Source organism: Kordia sp. (genome assembly GCF_965283645.1).
In the GTDB taxonomy this organism is placed as follows: domain Bacteria; phylum Bacteroidota; class Bacteroidia; order Flavobacteriales; family Flavobacteriaceae; genus Kordia.
Window position 1 is genome coordinate 281,913 of the sequence record NZ_CBDIPG010000001.1, and the last position, 16,393, is coordinate 298,305.

The 16,393-nt window shown below is 31.8% G+C and carries 15 protein-coding genes; 11 read left to right on the plus strand and 4 right to left on the minus strand.

Annotated elements, in window-relative coordinates; translation table 11 throughout:
- Positions 1-67: 67 nt before the first annotated feature.
- A complete protein-coding gene (locus tag ACQ654_RS01270) occupies positions 68-2,044 on the minus strand; it encodes an alpha-ketoacid dehydrogenase subunit alpha/beta (protein ID WP_430408497.1) in 1,977 nt (658 codons plus the stop codon).
- Positions 2,045-2,391: 347 nt separating this feature from the next.
- On the opposite strand from ACQ654_RS01270, the gene ACQ654_RS01275 reads away from it, so the two are divergent.
- From ACQ654_RS01275 to ACQ654_RS01300, 6 genes are all read left to right on the plus strand, one after another.
- The gene (locus tag ACQ654_RS01275) at positions 2,392-3,342 is read left to right on the plus strand and encodes an isopenicillin N synthase family dioxygenase (protein ID WP_430408498.1); all 951 of its coding nucleotides are present in this window, start codon (positions 2,392-2,394) and stop codon (positions 3,340-3,342) included.
- 278 nt (positions 3,343-3,620) lie between these two features.
- A complete protein-coding gene (locus ACQ654_RS01280) occupies positions 3,621-3,971 on the plus strand; it encodes a translation initiation factor (RefSeq protein ID WP_430408499.1) in 351 nt (116 codons plus the stop codon).
- Positions 3,972-4,901, plus strand: coding sequence for a DUF1835 domain-containing protein (locus ACQ654_RS01285; protein WP_430408500.1), 930 nt, complete (start codon positions 3,972-3,974; stop codon positions 4,899-4,901).
- Positions 4,894-5,763 carry a nucleoside phosphorylase gene (locus ACQ654_RS01290; RefSeq protein WP_430408501.1) on the plus strand — a complete coding sequence of 290 codons (870 nt, stop codon included), beginning with the start codon at positions 4,894-4,896 and terminating at the stop codon, positions 5,761-5,763. Before ACQ654_RS01285 ends, ACQ654_RS01290 begins: the two co-directional genes overlap by 8 nt.
- Positions 5,764-5,777: 14 nt before the next feature.
- Positions 5,778-6,632, plus strand: coding sequence for a substrate-binding domain-containing protein (locus ACQ654_RS01295; protein ID WP_430408502.1), 855 nt, complete (start codon positions 5,778-5,780; stop codon positions 6,630-6,632).
- Between the two features lie 342 nt (positions 6,633-6,974).
- Complete coding sequence (locus tag ACQ654_RS01300; RefSeq protein WP_430408503.1) at positions 6,975-7,133, plus strand: hypothetical protein; 159 nt, start codon at positions 6,975-6,977, stop codon at positions 7,131-7,133.
- 256 nt (positions 7,134-7,389) lie between these two features.
- Here the strand turns inward: ACQ654_RS01300 and ACQ654_RS01305 are convergent, their stop codons facing one another.
- Positions 7,390-8,055, minus strand: a complete 666-nt coding sequence (locus ACQ654_RS01305) for a uracil-DNA glycosylase (protein WP_430408504.1) — start codon at positions 8,053-8,055, stop codon at positions 7,390-7,392.
- A gap of 124 nt (positions 8,056-8,179) precedes the next feature.
- Here ACQ654_RS01305 and ACQ654_RS01310 point away from each other — a divergent pair, with 124 nt between their 5' ends.
- Entirely contained in the window at positions 8,180-10,351 is a 2,172-nt protein-coding gene (locus tag ACQ654_RS01310; protein ID WP_430408505.1) for an endonuclease MutS2, read from the plus strand.
- A gap of 213 nt (positions 10,352-10,564) precedes the next feature.
- Complete coding sequence (locus tag ACQ654_RS01315; protein WP_430408506.1) at positions 10,565-10,981, plus strand: thiol-disulfide oxidoreductase DCC family protein; 417 nt, start codon at positions 10,565-10,567, stop codon at positions 10,979-10,981.
- A 4-nt stretch (positions 10,982-10,985) separates the two neighbouring features.
- Here the strand turns inward: ACQ654_RS01315 and ACQ654_RS01320 are convergent, their stop codons facing one another.
- Positions 10,986-12,770: a reverse transcriptase domain-containing protein gene (locus ACQ654_RS01320; protein ID WP_430408507.1), complete on the minus strand. Its 1,785-nt coding sequence runs from the start codon at positions 12,768-12,770 to the stop codon at positions 10,986-10,988.
- 380 nt (positions 12,771-13,150) lie between these two features.
- Between ACQ654_RS01320 and ACQ654_RS01325 the strand changes: the two genes are divergently transcribed.
- The 3 genes from ACQ654_RS01325 to ACQ654_RS01335 all read left to right on the plus strand — a co-directional run bounded on the left by ACQ654_RS01325 (position 13,151) and on the right by ACQ654_RS01335 (position 15,992).
- Positions 13,151-14,107: a BT4734/BF3469 family protein gene (locus tag ACQ654_RS01325; protein WP_430408508.1), complete on the plus strand. Its 957-nt coding sequence runs from the start codon at positions 13,151-13,153 to the stop codon at positions 14,105-14,107.
- A gap of 122 nt (positions 14,108-14,229) precedes the next feature.
- Positions 14,230-15,093: a GIN domain-containing protein gene (locus ACQ654_RS01330; RefSeq protein WP_430408509.1), complete on the plus strand. Its 864-nt coding sequence runs from the start codon at positions 14,230-14,232 to the stop codon at positions 15,091-15,093.
- Positions 15,094-15,212: 119 nt separating this feature from the next.
- Positions 15,213-15,992: a hypothetical protein gene (locus tag ACQ654_RS01335; RefSeq protein WP_430408510.1), complete on the plus strand. Its 780-nt coding sequence runs from the start codon at positions 15,213-15,215 to the stop codon at positions 15,990-15,992.
- 101 nt (positions 15,993-16,093) lie between these two features.
- On the opposite strand, the gene ACQ654_RS01340 is transcribed toward ACQ654_RS01335, so the two are convergent.
- A complete protein-coding gene (locus ACQ654_RS01340) occupies positions 16,094-16,255 on the minus strand; it encodes a hypothetical protein (protein ID WP_430408511.1) in 162 nt (53 codons plus the stop codon).
- Positions 16,256-16,393: the final 138 nt, after the last annotated feature.

Consider the following 16,393-nt stretch of genomic DNA (forward strand, 5'->3'; position numbering starts at 1 on the left):
TCTTTCAGAGAAGACTTTATTATAGTTGATAAATCTAAACCTTCAACAATCAAAAAGAAAAGTGCTATTAATACGCCAACACATCTTTCAACACATCTTCAAACTCGTTTTTAGCCAAATATTGTTGTTCTAAGCCTTGATCAAACGGAATTGGTGTTTCCATACTTGCCAAACGCTTTACAGGTGCATCAAGGTATTCAAAACAATTTTCCATAATCATCGCCGAAAGATCGCTTGAAATACTTCCAAACAATGAATCTTCTTGTAAAATAATCGCTTTTCCTGTTTTCTTTACAGAAGTATATATCGCTTCAGTATCTAACGGTTGCAGCGAACGTAAATCGATCAAGTCAGCCGAAATATCAGGGTTTTTGTCCAATGTATCCAACGCCCAATGTACAGCCGCTCCGTAAGCAATAATCGTAATATCATGACCTTCTTTCAACAAAGAAGCTTTTCCTAAAGGTAACGTGTAATAATCAGTTGGTACATCTTGATACACACTTCTATACAAAGCCTTATGTTCAAAGAATAATACCGGATTTGGATCATTTATCGCGGAAGCTAACAAACCTTTTGCATCTTTTGGAAATGCCGGATATACCACTTTTAAACCTGGTGTTTTGGTAAACCAAGCTTCGTTAGTTTGTGAGTGAAATGGTCCAGCGCCAACGCCAGCTCCACAAGGCATTCGTACGACAACATCTGCATTCTGATTCCAGCGATAGTGTGATTTTGCTAATAAATTTACAATTGGGTTGAATCCACTTGACACGAAATCAGCAAACTGCATTTCCATTACGGATTTCATTCCGTTTATCGAAACTCCATACGTCATCGAAACAATAGCCGATTCACAAATTGGTGTATTGCGTACACGTTCTTTTCCAAACTGTTCTACAAACTGATCTGTAATTTTAAAAACACCACCATATTCAGCAATATCTTGTCCCATAATAATCAAATCATCATGACGTTCCATTGATTGTTTCAATCCTTGCGAAACGGCATCTACAAAACGTATATTTTCATTTTCTGAATTAGGCGTAACTTCTTCAAATAAAGAATCTTGATACACATCACTTAATTCATTACTTTTAGTAGAACTTATTTTATCTTCATCAAATGCAAGTTGTAAATTTTCGTTGATTTCATCTGTAATTTCTTTTCTATAAATATCATCAATTTGCGTTGTAAGTAAACCTTCAAATATCAAATGATTGCGAAACATATTGATCGGATCTTTCGCCGCCCATTCATCCATTAATTCTTGCGGAACGTACTTTGTACCACTCGCTTCTTCATGACCACGCATTCTAAAAGTTTTAAACTCTAATAAAATTGGTCTTGGGTTTTCCCGAATACTTTGTGCCAATTCAGAAACCTTTGTATAGACTTCCAAAATATTATTTCCGTCAATAATATGCGATTCCATTCCGTATCCGTTGGCTCTGTCGGCTAAATGCTCACAATTATATTGTTCGGAAGTTGGTGTAGAAAGTCCGTAACCATTGTTTTCAATACAAAATAACACTGGCAAACTCCATACAGAAGCAACATTCAGCGCTTCATGAAAATCTCCTTCACTTGTTCCACCTTCACCAGTAAAAACGGCACATGCATGCTTATTTTCTTTCAATTTATTAGCTAACGCAATTCCGCTTGCAACGCCCATTTGCGGTCCTAAATGTGAAATCATTCCCACAATATTAAACTCTTGCGTACCAAAATGAAAACTACGATCGCGTCCTTTGGTAAAACCATTTGCTTTTCCTTGCCATTGAGAAAATAAACGGAATAAAGGAATTTTTCGTGTGGTAAATACGCCTAAATTACGGTGCATTGGCAAAATATATTCGTCTTCGGTAAGTGCTGAAGTAACACCAACGGCAATTGCTTCTTGCCCAATTCCGCCAAACCATTTTGAAATTTTTCCTTGACGAAGCAAGATCAACATCTTCTCTTCTACCATTCGTGGTTTAAGCATCTTCTTATATAGTGAAATCAACGTATCGTTGTTCAAATTTCCCTTCTTGTATAACATGAATTTGTGTCTGGTTGGCGTAAATATAGGTAGCCATTGATTATATATTCAAAAATGATCAAAAAAAACGGTTCATCAAAATACATTTTAAGAATTTTTGAAATTGTTAATAACTCTCTTTTTCGGACAGTATTTTTTTAGCTACATTTGTAACTACAAGCGATTAACTGCTATAAAGTTATTAACAATTGGTTTTATCTTAATCTCTATACTAGAACGATAGATCCTATGTTTTACAAATACTAAAAATTGAATTACATGAAACGAGCATGCTCAAAATGTTATCATCGAAGGAAATGATTAATTGCGAAGAGCTTGTGACCAATAAAAATAATACATATAAACACATGAAAAATATTCCAAGTGTAAATCTTCAAGATTTCTTATCTGATGATCCTGTCAGAAAACAAAAATTTATTGATGAAATAGGAAAAGCCTATGAAGACATTGGGTTTGTAGCCTTAAAAGGTCATTTTTTAAGTGATAAATTAGTGGATGATTTATATGATGAAATCAAAAACTTCTTTAGCTTACCGTTGGAAACAAAAAGTAAATACGAAATTGAAGGTATTGGCGGACAACGTGGATATGTATCATTTGGGAAAGAAAGTGCCAAAGGTCGTAAAGTTGGCGATTTAAAAGAATTCTGGCATTTTGGACAATATGTAGAAGATAATGATGCCTTAAAAGAAGAATATCCAGATAATGTACAAGTAGACGAATTACCTAAATTTAACAAAGTTGGTAAAGAAACCTACCAAATGCTTGAAAAAACAGGGATTTATGTACTAAGAGCATTGGCTTTACACTTAGGTTTAGATGAATTCTACTTTGATAATTTCATCAAAAATGGAAACAGTATTCTTCGTCCAATTCACTATCCACCAATTACGAGTGAGCCAAAAGATGCTGTTCGTGCGGCTGCGCATGGAGACATTAACTTGATTACGTTATTAATGGGATCACATGGAAAAGGATTGCAAGTACAACGTCATGATGGCGAATGGTTAGATGCAATTGCCGAACCAGATGAATTGGTTATTAATGTTGGTGATATGTTATCGCGTCACAGTAACAACAAGCTAAAATCTACAATTCATCGTGTTGTAAATCCGCCAAAAGAACTTTGGGGAAGCTCACGCTACTCTATTCCATTCTTTATGCATCCAATTAGTGAAATGCCGTTAGATTGCTTAGACAATTGTATTGATGAAGAAAATCCTAAGAAATTTGACGATATCACAGCAGGACAATTCCTAAACGAACGTTTGATTGAACTTGGTTTAGTCAAAAAATAAAATAATAGAAATTTTTCCTAAAATTATATACAAGGCTGTCTTGAAAGTTTTAAAGGCGTCATTCTGAACCTGATTCAGAATCTCATTACACTGATTTTCAATGATGATGAGAAACCGAATCAAGTTCAATTTGATTAAAATTTAAACTTTTTAGATAGCTTTTTCATTTAAGAATAAGGATTTTCTTAGTAAGAATGATCAAGTATTAAAAGCACTCATCATATAAATTGTGTATATTTAATATAACAAACAAATTACAAGTAGTAGCATACAATACAATGGCAAAGAAAAAACTAAGTAGTTTAGAAGATTTAGGAGGATTTGTATTCTCAACAAATGATGATTTTGAACTAGAAAATAATAACGCAGACGAAACACTTTCCCCAAAAGAACAAAAACTAGAAGCGCATTTTAGCAACAAAGGTCGCGGTGGAAAAATTGTAACAGTCATCAAAGGTTTTGTTGGATTGGAAGACGATTTAAAAGCATTGGCGAAACTCCTAAAAGTAAAATGTGGTGTCGGCGGAAGCATCAAAGACAACGAAATCATTATTCAAGGGAATTATCGTGATAAAATCATTCAAATTCTACAAAAAGAAGGATACAATGTAAAACGTGTTGGTGGATAAATGACGCAAAAAGTATTACATATTATTAATGGTGATAGTTTAGTATCACGACTTCACGATATTGAAATTCATGACGATCAATTGGTTTGGCGTGAAATGCTATGTGAAGGAAAAACAATATTTGATCTAGCTTCAGACGATTTCAAAAACACACGTGTCTCCTACTTAACACAATTTGGAGCAACTGAAGAAACCTATACAACATCATTTTTACAACCATTATTAGAAACAAATTACGAAGCATACGCGTCTATTGTATTATGGTTTGAATATGACGTATTTTGTCATATTAATATGATTGCGGCAATAAGCTATTTAAAAGCGAAAAAACTAGACATTCCTATCTATTTAGTCAGTAGCGGTTGGATACCGCATGAAACAAACTTAAAAGGCTTAGGTGAATTGACAAATAAACAGTTGCAACATCAATACGATGAGAAAATTCTACTCACAAAATACGACATCATGTTAGCCAACGAATTATGGCGAATGTATTGTTCTAGTAATCATGTAGCTTTCAAAGAATTCATCACACACAAATCTTCTTTTCCATATCTGTCTAACTGCATCAGTGCGCATTTAAAACGTTTTCCAGATGTCACTAACGGACTAAACATTCTGGAAACAAACATATTAAACATCATCAAAAAAGAAAACATAAAAAGTATACATCATCTTACTGGTTACGTATTACAATATCAAGGATACTATGGTTTTGGTGATTTACAAATAAAAAATATAATTCATAAATTAGCTTCCTTTTTTAACATACAAAAAGAACAAATAATCCTTAACAGACAAGGACATTTAGCGTTAGATCATATCAAAAGTTTTTATGATCAAGTAACGGATGATACTACTTTTGGTGGTTGTAAAAAATATGAATTTTGTTATCATCCTACACAACAAATATTGACAAAACATGAGTAAAATAGCCGAATCAGAATTGATCTTAAATCCAGATGGAAGTATTTATCACCTAAATATTCTTCCAGAAGATATAGCGTCAACTATTATAACTGTTGGTGATCCTGACAGAGTTTCTTCCGTAAGTAAATACTTTGATACAATTGAAGTTGAAAAAGGAAAACGCGAATTTGTTACACATACAGGAACCTACAAAGGCAAACGAATTACTGTAATTTCTACAGGAATTGGAACTGATAATATTGACATCGTTTTTAATGAATTAGATGCCTTGGTAAATGTTGATTTTAACACACGCCAAGTAAAAAGTACACACAAACAACTAGACATTATACGTATTGGAACTTCTGGTTCTATTCAAGAAAACATTCCGTTAGATGCTTTTCTAATTAGCGAACATGCTATTGGTTTTGACAGTTTACTACACTTTTACGATAGTGAACATGTGCAAGATACAAACGTTGCTGAAGCATTTGTAAAACATGCAAATTGGTTTGAGAAAAAATCAATGCCGTATGTTGTGAAAGCTAACAAAGACTTAGTCGACCAATTAGCGTCTGAACAAACAGTTTTAGGATTTACGGCAACTAATGTTGGGTTTTATGGTCCGCAAAGTCGTAAAATACGCTTGAATGTTCAAGATGAAGGATTAAATGACAAACTAGCTTCTTTTAATTATAAAGGAAAGCAAATTACAAACCTAGAAATGGAAACAGCAGGAATCTATGGTTTGGCAAGTTTACTAGGTCACAGAGCAATATCGATGAATGCAATCATTGCAAACAGACCGTTAGGACAATTTAGTAAAACGCCAAAACAAACTGTAGAGCAGCTAATTCAGTACACTTTAGGTAAATTAGTATAATACAAAAGCCTCAAATGAAAAAAATAAATATTGGTGGAGTTCCTGAGCATTTCAACCTAGCTTGGTATCTCACACTCAAAGAACGTGCCTACGAAAAAGAAGGAATCAGTCTTCGTTGGAAAGATTATCCAGGCGGAACTGGTGCCATGTGTAAAGCACTTCGAAGTGAAAAAATTGACATTGCTGTAATTCTTACTGAAGGAATCATAAAAGATATTATTGATGGAAATCCTTCAAAAATTGTACAAACTTTTGTGCAAACACCACTAATTTGGGGAATTCACGTAGCCGCAGATTCAAATTTTGAAACAATTGACGATTTACAAGGCACAAAAGCTGCCATTAGTCGTTATGGTTCAGGTTCTCACTTAATGGCGTATATAAATGCTGAAAACAACGATTGGGACACCGAAAACCTTGATTTCGAAATCATCAATAACTTGGAAGGTGCTATTAATGGCTTAAACAAGGGAAAAGGTGATTATTTCATGTGGGAACACTTTACCACAAAACCTTTGGTAGATCAAGGAATATTCAGAAGAATTGACGATTGCCCAACGCCTTGGCCGTGTTTTGTAATTGCTGTTAGAAATGAATTGTTAGCCGAAGATGAAGAAACGGTTAAAACTATATTACAGATTATTAATGAAATGACTGCCAATTTCAAGCAAATACCAAATGTCGACGAAATGATTGCCTCTCGATACGAACAGCAACTAGAAGATGTTCAAAAATGGTTATCGCTAACCGAATGGAGTCAGGAAATAATCGACGAAAAAACAGTTACCAAAGTACAAGACAAGTTACTCAGCTTGGACATTATTCCTGAAAAATGGAACTATAAAGATTTGACACACAAACTTCTATAAAATACAAGCGAACGCATCAGTTCGCTTTTTTTTTGTGCTAATCATACACACTACAAGCTACGCATCTATTCACGTTTCACGTATAAACACCTATATTCTTAGGGGCTTTTTCCCCTTTTTAAAAGGGGAAGATTGTCGGCGAATGGTTGTTTTTCCTCTACGAATCGACATAAATAAGCGTTTTTATGTCATTTAACGATAATTTAAACATGTAAACGATTAAATGTTTCGATTAAATATCGAGAATATACATTTGTATCAGAAAGTAATAAGGGCAAAATATTACTTCTAGGCTTATAACAACCAATTTATCAGATTATTAACATTACAACTACTATCATTATGAAAAAATCATTATTATTAATCGCAGCAACAGGATTATTATTAGCATCATGTGGATCAAACTGCATGGGAAAAGGTGTTAACTTTGCTGACACTGATGACGCTAAAGAAAACTATATCATGACAGCTGAAGACGCTTCATGTGTAGAAGTTTACTAAGAAAATACTATCCAATTATATATACATTTAGGTTGTAGCATTTTATGTTACAACCTTTTTTATGTTTTAATTTATCTTTATGTCATTCTTGGAACTCGTGCTGAACTTGATTTAGTAAGAAAGGAATCTAAACTTCCATCAAGATTCAAAATGACAAGATTCCGTATTTTGATTACTCTTTAACATTTATTCCGCATAGTTATTTAGATGCTGAATCAAATTTAGTATAATTTTTAATTTCAAAAGAAATTAAAAATTACCACCGAATTCCTTCAATGCGTTTGCTTACCAAATAATCATTACAGCGACTAAAGTGTTTATTGTCAAACCAAAAACCTCTATTCGCACTCAATGGTGACGGATGACCAGACGTTAAAACATTATGCTTCAATTTATCAACCTTTGCTCCTTTTTTCTTAGCAAATCCGCCCCAAAGTAAAAAGACAACATTTTCTTTTTTCTCAGAAATCACTTTAATCACTGCATCTGTAAACGTTTCCCAACCTTGTTTTTGATGGCTTCCAGCTTCATGCGCACGAACGGTTAACGTAGCATTTAATAACAACACACCTTGTTTTGCCCAACGTTCTAAATTTCCACTTGTTGGAGGTGCAATTCCAATATCACGTTTAATCTCTTTAAAAATATTTTGCAATGATGGCGGATGCGAAACTCCATCATTTACAGAAAAACACAAACCATTTGCTTGTCCAACTCCATGATATGGATCTTGGCCAATAATCACCACTTTCAATCGATGAAACGGACAATGATCAAACGCTGCAAAAATATCTTTTCCGCTTGGAAAACATTGATTTTGTGCATATTCTGACTTTACAAACGTAATTAAGTCTTTAAAATAGGGCTTTTCAAATTCGTCTTGTAAGTGGAATTTCCAGCTTTCTTCAATTTTTATATTCATCAATTTTATATTAAGAAGTACATATTACGAGTAGTCAATTTCAAAATAAACATATAAATAAGTACCTTTGCATTCGGCTAAAAATCTGCGCTGTTATGCAGGTTAACATTAGTTCAAATTTACAATGATTAAAATACATTCCAAAACATTAGACGATTTAGAATTTGAAACAGTTTTACAACAAGTTTCAGAACATGCAGTTACCGCATACGGAAAACAAAAAATTAGCAATACACAACCTTTTCGCGATAAAGATGTATTGCTAACAAACTTGGCGTACGTAAATGAATACTTAGCATCTTTTGAAAATGAAAACGTAATTCCAAACCATGGTTTTGAAGGAATTTCATTGGAAATTAAACTATTAGCCATAGAAAATAGTTTTCTGGAGATTCAAGGATTTCGAAAAATTTCGGCAATTTCGAATGCTGTCAATTTATTATTGAAATTTTTTAAAAAGTTTCATGAGTACTATCCAACCTTACAATCACGAGCAGAACAAATTGAATTTACAAAAGAATTAATTACAGCAATTGACAATGTAATCAATCGTTTTGGAGAAGTAAAAGACACGGCTTCGGCAGAATTATCAGGTATCCGAAAAGGAATTTTAAGTATTCGCGGAAAAATAAATCAAAGTTTTTCTTCAGCGTTGAGCAGATACAATCAAGCAGATTATTTAGATGAAATTCGGGAAACAGTTGTAGATAATCGTAGAGTTTTAGCTGTAAAAGCCATGTATCGCCGTAAAGTGAAAGGTGCCATCATGGGAAGTTCTAAGACAGGAAGTATTGTGTATATAGAACCTGAAATTACATTGCAATATTCGCGTGAGCTGACAAATTTAGAATACGAAGAAAAGGAAGAAGTTACACGTATATTAAAAGAATTGACAAACTTTGTACGTCCGTTTGCACCGCTTTTAGAAAACTATCAAGACTTTTTAAGCGATTTGGATGTAAGTTATGCAAAAGCAAAATATGGAGCTTCCATGGATGCTATTTTGCCAGAAATTAGTGAAAAACGTGAGTTATTACTAAAAGATGCATATCATCCACTACTCTATTTAACAAATAAAGAACGAAACGAAAAAACATATCCGCAAACCATTGAACTCAGTCAGGATAATAGAATTATTGTAATTTCTGGGCCAAATGCTGGTGGAAAAAGTATCACACTAAAAACCATTGGTTTACTTCAATTAATGCTGCAGAGTGGCATGTTAGTTCCTGTACATGAACGCAGTAAAATGTGTTTGTTTGAACGAATTTTAACAGATATTGGTGATGGTCAGTCAATTGAAAATCATTTAAGTACGTATAGTTATCGTTTGAAACAGATGAATTACTTCTTAAAGAAATGCAACAATAAAACACTGTTTTTAATTGATGAATTTGGTACCGGAAGTGATCCAGAATTAGGTGGCGCATTGGCAGAAACGTTCTTGGAAGTATTCTACGAACGTGAAGCATTTGGAATTATCACGACGCACTATTCAAACTTAAAGTTATTGGCTAACGAATTGCCATACGCAACGAATGCAAATATGATGTTTGATCGTAAAACGTTGTTGCCAATTTACCAACTCGCTTTGGGCCAAGCTGGAAGCTCGTTTACGTTTGAAGTGGCACAAAAGAATGGAATTCCTTACAGTTTGATTAACAAAGCAAAGAAGAAAATTGAACGTGGAAAAGTTCGGTTTGATGCAACCATTGCCAAGTTGCAGAAAGAACGCAGTGCCATGGAAAAGACGTCTAAATTACTAAAAGAAGAAGAAATTAAAGCGCGTGAAGAAAATGAACGTTTGGAAGTTTTAAATACAAAGACGAAGACAAAATTAGAGAGTTATCAGCAATTGTATGATCATGATAAACGCATGATTCATTTGGGAAATAAAATCAACGAAATTGCAGATCGTTATTTTGATAATAAAAAGAAACGTCCATTAATTTCTGAGTTTTTACGTATTGTAGAAACGGAGAATTCGAAACGTAAAAAGCAATCTGTACAAGAGAAAAAAATACAGAAGGCAAAACAAAAAGAAGCAAAAAAAGAAGTTGTGCAAAAAGTAGCGGTAATTCGTGAAGAAAAGAAAGTTGAAAAGAAAAAAGCCGCTAAAAAGGAAGCTTCAAAGCCAAAACCAATCTTAAAAGTTGGCGATCGTGTTCGTATGCACGACGGAAAAGCGGTTGGAAGTATTGATAGTTTAGAAAAAGGAAAGGCTGTTGTGAATTACGGATTGTTTACCACAAATATTTCTATAGATCAATTGGAATTGGTACAAGCGAAGAAGTAGTATTCAGTTGTCGGTTGTCAGTTGAACGCACTTTGCTCTTTGTATATTAGTGGTTTAGCTTTTGCTATAAATTTTAACTTTACTAATTCCTCATACCTATACTTTTGATTCGCTTAGCGCTTAGGTTTTGGTAGAAACACTTCTCAATACGCACTTCTAATATCTCAGAACTATTAAATGTTGTATCTTTGTACTGTTTTTTAAGAAGAAAAAATGATTGATCAATTACCAAAAGATAAGAAAATAGTATTGTTTGATGGCGTTTGTAACTTGTGCAATGGCTTTGTCAATAAAATTATTGCGCGTGATAAAAACGATACTTTTCGTTTTGCTTCTTTACAATCGGGTATCGGAATTGCGATCCAAAAACACTTACAACTTGACACTACAAAACTAGATTCTGTTATTTTATATGAACCTAGTGTGGCATATTATCATAAATCGACAGCGGCTTTAAAAATCATGAAAGAATTTGGCGGTGCTTGGAGTTTGATGCAGGTATTTATGATATTACCAAAGTTTCTCCGTGATGGAGTTTATAATATAATTGCCAAATATCGCTACAAATGGTTTGGTCAAAAAGATAGTTGTATGATTCCAACGCCTGAGTTGAAAGCGAAGTTTTTGTGATTTTTTAAGTATCAACTTTACTTTCTAACAAATTAGAGTAGCTAAACGGTTTTCCAAAGAAAAATTTTTGTTTTTTCATGTAAGCAGGTCTTTCGTCTTTGTTATTATTTTCGACTTCTAAATTTGAAATTTGATTCTTAAAATAACTTATTTGTTGTTCTCTTCTATTGTCTAATTTTTTTAATTGATATTTAGCTATTTTATTTTTATTTAAAAGTCTAAAACCATTACTCCAACATAAATCTTGTTTAAAATTTTTATTATTATAATTATAAATTGTAACTCTTCCTGTTGACATTGAAATTAATCGTTGCTGAAGACTAAATATTAGTTGTCTTTTACTTTTCCTTGAAAATGTACTTATTTTACTCAAATTCTGTTTGTGATCCATGCCAATAGCAACTAAAACTTTTTGAGTTTCCGATATTTGTTTTTTTATTTCTTTATTTATCGAATCTTTTCTTACTCTAATTTCTCGTTTATAATTTATCTGATATCCAACAAATGATAACCAAGGAACATTATTTATTCCATTAAATTTGTTTCCCCAATAATAAGGTTCTTTTGATTTAAAAGTCCAAAAATATTTCCCATTTTCTTCATAATTTTCAAACTTTTTAGGTTCGTGAAATAGTAAAAAGCATTTTTTAATATTTAACTTATATGTTTCTAAAGCTTCTTTACACACTTTTCTATTTGGATGCGCTATGATCATATCATCACAATACCTTACATATAAAATATCTTTATGTTTTTCTAAAACAGATTGATCAACTCTGTTTAATATTAAATTGGCTATAAAGCAAGAAACTGCATTTCCTTGTGGCACTCCGATTTTGAATTTTTTTGTATAATTTTCTCCAAATTCAGCTTTTAATTCCTTCATATTCCATCCAAATTCGTGATCTTCTTTGAAAAAGGTTAGATCATTATTCTTAGGTAATACATCTCGATTAAATGAATAAGAATTTAAAAAGTTCAAAAATATCTTTTTTACTTTTGACGTTATTTTTACACCATTTTGCTTTAATTTTTTGATTTCTTCAAAAAATATAGATATTAAATATTCATGTTGTACAGTGTCAAAGAATTTTTGTATATCGCATTCTGAAACCCAAAGCCTTTTATTCTTTTTTTTATACTTTAAAATTTGTACTATCGAATCATGATGTGAAGGAACTGTATTATTTTTGCGCGCTCTAAATGCGAATGAACAATCTAAGAATGTTTGATCAAAAACCTCTGTAAGATATTTAGCGAATCCGGAAGTAATTATTTTATCTTCTAAAGAATATTGTGCTATCGGTCGATAAATATGTTTTCCTTTTTCCTGTTTAAAAGATTTATAAATTGAGAATATTTCAGGCTTATTAATAAAGTAGCTACCATCAAAAATTCCATTAACTTTCTCTCGAATATTAGAACAAAAAAACAATAAATTGATATACCATTCATCAGGAACTTTACCGTCTTTTTCAACAAGAATTTTTTCAACAGAATATGACTTCCAAAGTCTTTCAGTATTTTTTTCAATACTATTATTTAATCTATTTGGACACAATCTTTCTTTTTTATTAAGCTTTTTCCAATTCCTTCTTGTAGGAAATAACTTTTGTATTTTCAAGAAATCTGGATGTGATTGCGAAACATGAATTTTATTAGTTTTATTATGCTTACTGATATCTCGTAACATATGCTTTTTATGGCGAGCGTGTGACATTTTTGCTCGATGCCTGCATAAATTTTTTATGATTTGTATATCGGTATAATATTCTTCTAATTCTTTCATTTAAAATGGCGTTGGCGTAACAATCAATATTGAGATACATAGCCGCATATACAAATACAGCTGAGCCCATAATTATCAGGATTTTAGGAACTCTTTAATTATTTAAGTATTTTCGGTCGTAATTTAAAAACTACTCTACTAACACCTAGAGAAAATAGATTCTCGTCCTGTTCTACGTAATGGATTTCCACTCTTGCCTACGCCATTTAGATACAATAAGCTATTCAAATATAATAAATTTGAATTTATTAAACTATAATTACATAATACTAATAGCTAAAATTTCAAAAGAAAAAGATTACTTTTAAAACTCTCTTTATTTACTAATATGATAATTACACTAAAAGAATTATATTTAATGCCCATACTACAATTTATAAATGAAAGTATCTAAGTTTAAAAATATTTACTCAAAGACCACTATTGTAAGTGACCTAGGTCAAGAATTGATGGATATTAAAAATGGTAAATATCAGAATGAAATAAAAAAATGTAGGTTTTACACTAAAGCTAACAAATATGATGAATACAAAACTTTAAAAATAAAATTACCATTAGTAGCATTTTGTGGCACTTTTGAGAAAGGAAGAAAATTAGAGAATTTGAGTATCTACAATAGATTAATAATTCTTGATATTGATCATATTGAAAAAACAGAAATTCTTGATGTCAAAAAGTTACTTAAAAATGATATATATATATATTCTGTATGGATATCTCCATCTGGTGAAGGGCTGAAAGCTCTTGTTAAATTAGATGGTGATATAGATGACCATAAGTCAAGCTTTGAATCATTAAAAAAGTATTTTCTTGATAATTATAATGTAAAGTTGGATAATAGTGGAAGTGATATTACAAGATTATGTTTTGCTTCTTGGGATTCTGAATTACATCTAAATGAATACTCTGAGGTTTATAAAGATAAAGTAGAAATAGAATCTAAAGTAAAAACTTCTAAAAAAAGTATTCGAGACAGATCTTTAAGTAAAAGTGCTTATGCAACGGAAGGACTTAATAAACCAGAACATAGACAAATAATTAAATTAATTATTAAATTCTTAAGAAAAAAAGAAATTTCAATTACAGAATCATTTGATAATTGGTTTAGAGTTGCAATGGGAATCTCCAGTACTTTTAGCTATGACTTAGGGGAGAAGTATTTTTTGAATCTATGTGAGCAGGACAAAGAAAATCACGATGAATTAGAAAGCATAAATATTTTAAGATACTGTTATAACAACAGAAAAATAGGCATTTCTACATTAATAACATTTGGAACAATTATATTTTATGCTAAGGAGAAAGGTTTTATTACAAAAAAAGATAAATTCTTGTAGTACGCATCAAAACACATTTCATCCAAAAAATCAACATTTGGTATACTTTCTACTAAAAAAACAGCAACGATTTGCATCATGCGAAGTTGAAGTACTATTTTTACATCATCAAACTAAAAGATATGAAACACTATATAGCAACAGCATTCCTCCTATTGGTTACAATTTCAACTTTCGCACAGAAAAAAGAAAAAATTAAAGGAAATCGTGAAGTAACAACCGTGATTTATGAATTGGATCCGTTTACAACACTTGAAATTAAAGAAGACTTAGAAATTGTATTAATCAACGGAACTACGCCACAAGTGGAAGTCAATACTGATGAGAACCTTCATGAAGTATTCAATATTGATGTTGTGAATGGAACACTAAGCATTTCAACATCAAAAGAAATTAGAAGTAGCAAAAAGCTTGAAATATTTGTAACCATTTCTGAAAATTTGGAACGTATTCATGTAGAAAGTGATGCGGAATTGAAATCATTAACTACATTGAATATCAACAAAGCAGAAATCAATGCTATGGGCGATTCTGAGTTGGATTTAAAGATAAAATCAGATTCGTTAGCCATCAATAGTTATGGAAAAGCAGAACAACGCTATGAAATTGACACCAACGAATTAATTTTAACAGCATTTGAAAATTCTAAAGTAAAAGCAAAAGTAACAGCTACCAAAGTAACGTCGCAAGTAGAGTTTGCAAATGTTCAGTTAGAAGGAAAAACAGATAGTTTATTTTTAGAAGTAAAAGAAAGAGGCGAATTTGTCACACCATTATTTACTGCAAAAGAAATCAGCGTTACAGCTACCGAACAAGCAAAAATTGTAATCAATGCTACAGAAAAGGTTACGATTGATGCGCATGACAATTCGGAAATTGATTTGTTAGGAAATCCAACTTCAATTATAATCTACAAATTTGAAGAAGAAGCCGTTTTGCGTAAAATTAGCGAAAACAGAAAAGGATTTTTGAAGCGAATTTTTTAAAATCCAGAATTTAATAAAATTGACTGTTTTGAGTAAGTTGAGCATCCATACTTTTTGTATTTTTGAATTCCTGTCTACACAGGAATGACACTAAGTTTATAAACAAACTCACACTTTACATGGGCACATTTTTCATCGTTTTTATCATTTTTGGGATTTTAGTTGTTGGCGGATTTGTAGTTTTAATTGCTTTTATCATTAAAAAAGCTACAGAACCAAAAACTGCCAAATTTATTGAAAATGAAAAGAAAGTAATGTACGAAAACGTTACTAAAAGTCGTAAAAACTTAAGTCCGCACAAAGCAAATATGTATGCGCAAGTAACAGATGCAATGGAGTTTAACTATAGAAAAGCTGTTACATATTACAAACTTTCTGGAACTATTTTTAATGAAAATCGCAAACCAATTGTAGCTTTTGAGCGCATTGAACGCGGTATGTACACCAAAGGTCATATGTATGCTATGACCAAAAAACAAACGTTTTATTTTGAATTTACAGGTTTGGAAGCTACGTTTTATTGTGACAATGTACTTTTAGGTCGATTTGATAAAGAAGGTATTATTTATGATGATACTAATCAAGCAATTGGTAAAGCAAAACATCCGATAAAAGCTTCTTTTCAAATAGAATTTTTCAAAAAAACAAATCATCGTTTGGGTGAAGGATTGTTTCCATTACAGCTAAACAACAGACAGTTAGCAACCATAAATGTGGCTCCAAATTATGATGATATTCCGTACGGACATTCGGTAAGTTCTGTATTTGATACTTTAGGATTTGGAACGCCAATCATAACAATTTCAGAAAATGAACAACCTACTTTAGAAGAAGAAAAATGGTTGCTTGCATTTGCTATTTTTGAAACTGCTTTTCATGGACATTGGCTTATTCCGTAATTAAAAAATAAAATCATTTACTAATTCAAAAAAACAGCGTCAATTCAAAATATGAATTGACGCTTTCTAGTTTTCCCTAAAACTGTCTGCTGTTTTTAATCTTAGTAGTGATCAGGACAGCAAAAACCTCCGCCACTACATGCCCAATTTGGAGGACAATCTGAATCTCTATCACAATAAATCATAATTCCTCCATTAATTTTCGATTGTGTTTCTTTCGTTAGTGTTTCCGCATTTTTTACGTTTAAAATTTTGTTTAACATACTTATTTGTTTTTTGATGATCCCTACTCTATTAAGGCTTTTCAGGTAACGCCTTTGTGAAAATCAAAGTAGCATTTATTAGTAAATAAACTGTCCATACCGATAAATGTTGATGAATTATAACAAAGATTGACATTT

Excerpts from the sequence above, each read along its gene's own strand:
- ACQ654_RS01305 (WP_430408504.1), bottom strand. The coding sequence starts at position 8,055 with ATGAATATAAAAATTGAAGAAAGCTGGAAATTCCACTTACAAGACGAA.
- ACQ654_RS01315 (WP_430408506.1), top strand. The coding sequence starts at position 10,565 with ATGATTGATCAATTACCAAAAGATAAGAAAATAGTATTGTTTGATGGC.
- ACQ654_RS01310 (WP_430408505.1), top strand. The coding sequence starts at position 8,180 with ATGATTAAAATACATTCCAAAACATTAGACGATTTAGAATTTGAAACA.
- ACQ654_RS01300 (WP_430408503.1), top strand. The coding sequence starts at position 6,975 with ATGAAAAAATCATTATTATTAATCGCAGCAACAGGATTATTATTAGCA.
- ACQ654_RS01290 (WP_430408501.1), top strand. The coding sequence starts at position 4,894 with ATGAGTAAAATAGCCGAATCAGAATTGATCTTAAATCCAGATGGAAGT.
- ACQ654_RS01295 (WP_430408502.1), top strand. The coding sequence starts at position 5,778 with ATGAAAAAAATAAATATTGGTGGAGTTCCTGAGCATTTCAACCTAGCT.
- ACQ654_RS01270 (WP_430408497.1), bottom strand. The coding sequence starts at position 2,044 with ATGTTATACAAGAAGGGAAATTTGAACAACGATACGTTGATTTCACTA.
- ACQ654_RS01330 (WP_430408509.1), top strand. The coding sequence starts at position 14,230 with ATGAAACACTATATAGCAACAGCATTCCTCCTATTGGTTACAATTTCA.
- ACQ654_RS01280 (WP_430408499.1), top strand. The coding sequence starts at position 3,621 with ATGGCAAAGAAAAAACTAAGTAGTTTAGAAGATTTAGGAGGATTTGTA.
- ACQ654_RS01340 (WP_430408511.1), bottom strand. The coding sequence starts at position 16,255 with ATGTTAAACAAAATTTTAAACGTAAAAAATGCGGAAACACTAACGAAA.
- ACQ654_RS01275 (WP_430408498.1), top strand. The coding sequence starts at position 2,392 with ATGAAAAATATTCCAAGTGTAAATCTTCAAGATTTCTTATCTGATGAT.
- ACQ654_RS01285 (WP_430408500.1), top strand. The coding sequence starts at position 3,972 with ATGACGCAAAAAGTATTACATATTATTAATGGTGATAGTTTAGTATCA.
- ACQ654_RS01320 (WP_430408507.1), bottom strand. The coding sequence starts at position 12,770 with ATGAAAGAATTAGAAGAATATTATACCGATATACAAATCATAAAAAAT.
- ACQ654_RS01325 (WP_430408508.1), top strand. The coding sequence starts at position 13,151 with ATGAAAGTATCTAAGTTTAAAAATATTTACTCAAAGACCACTATTGTA.
- ACQ654_RS01335 (WP_430408510.1), top strand. The coding sequence starts at position 15,213 with ATGGGCACATTTTTCATCGTTTTTATCATTTTTGGGATTTTAGTTGTT.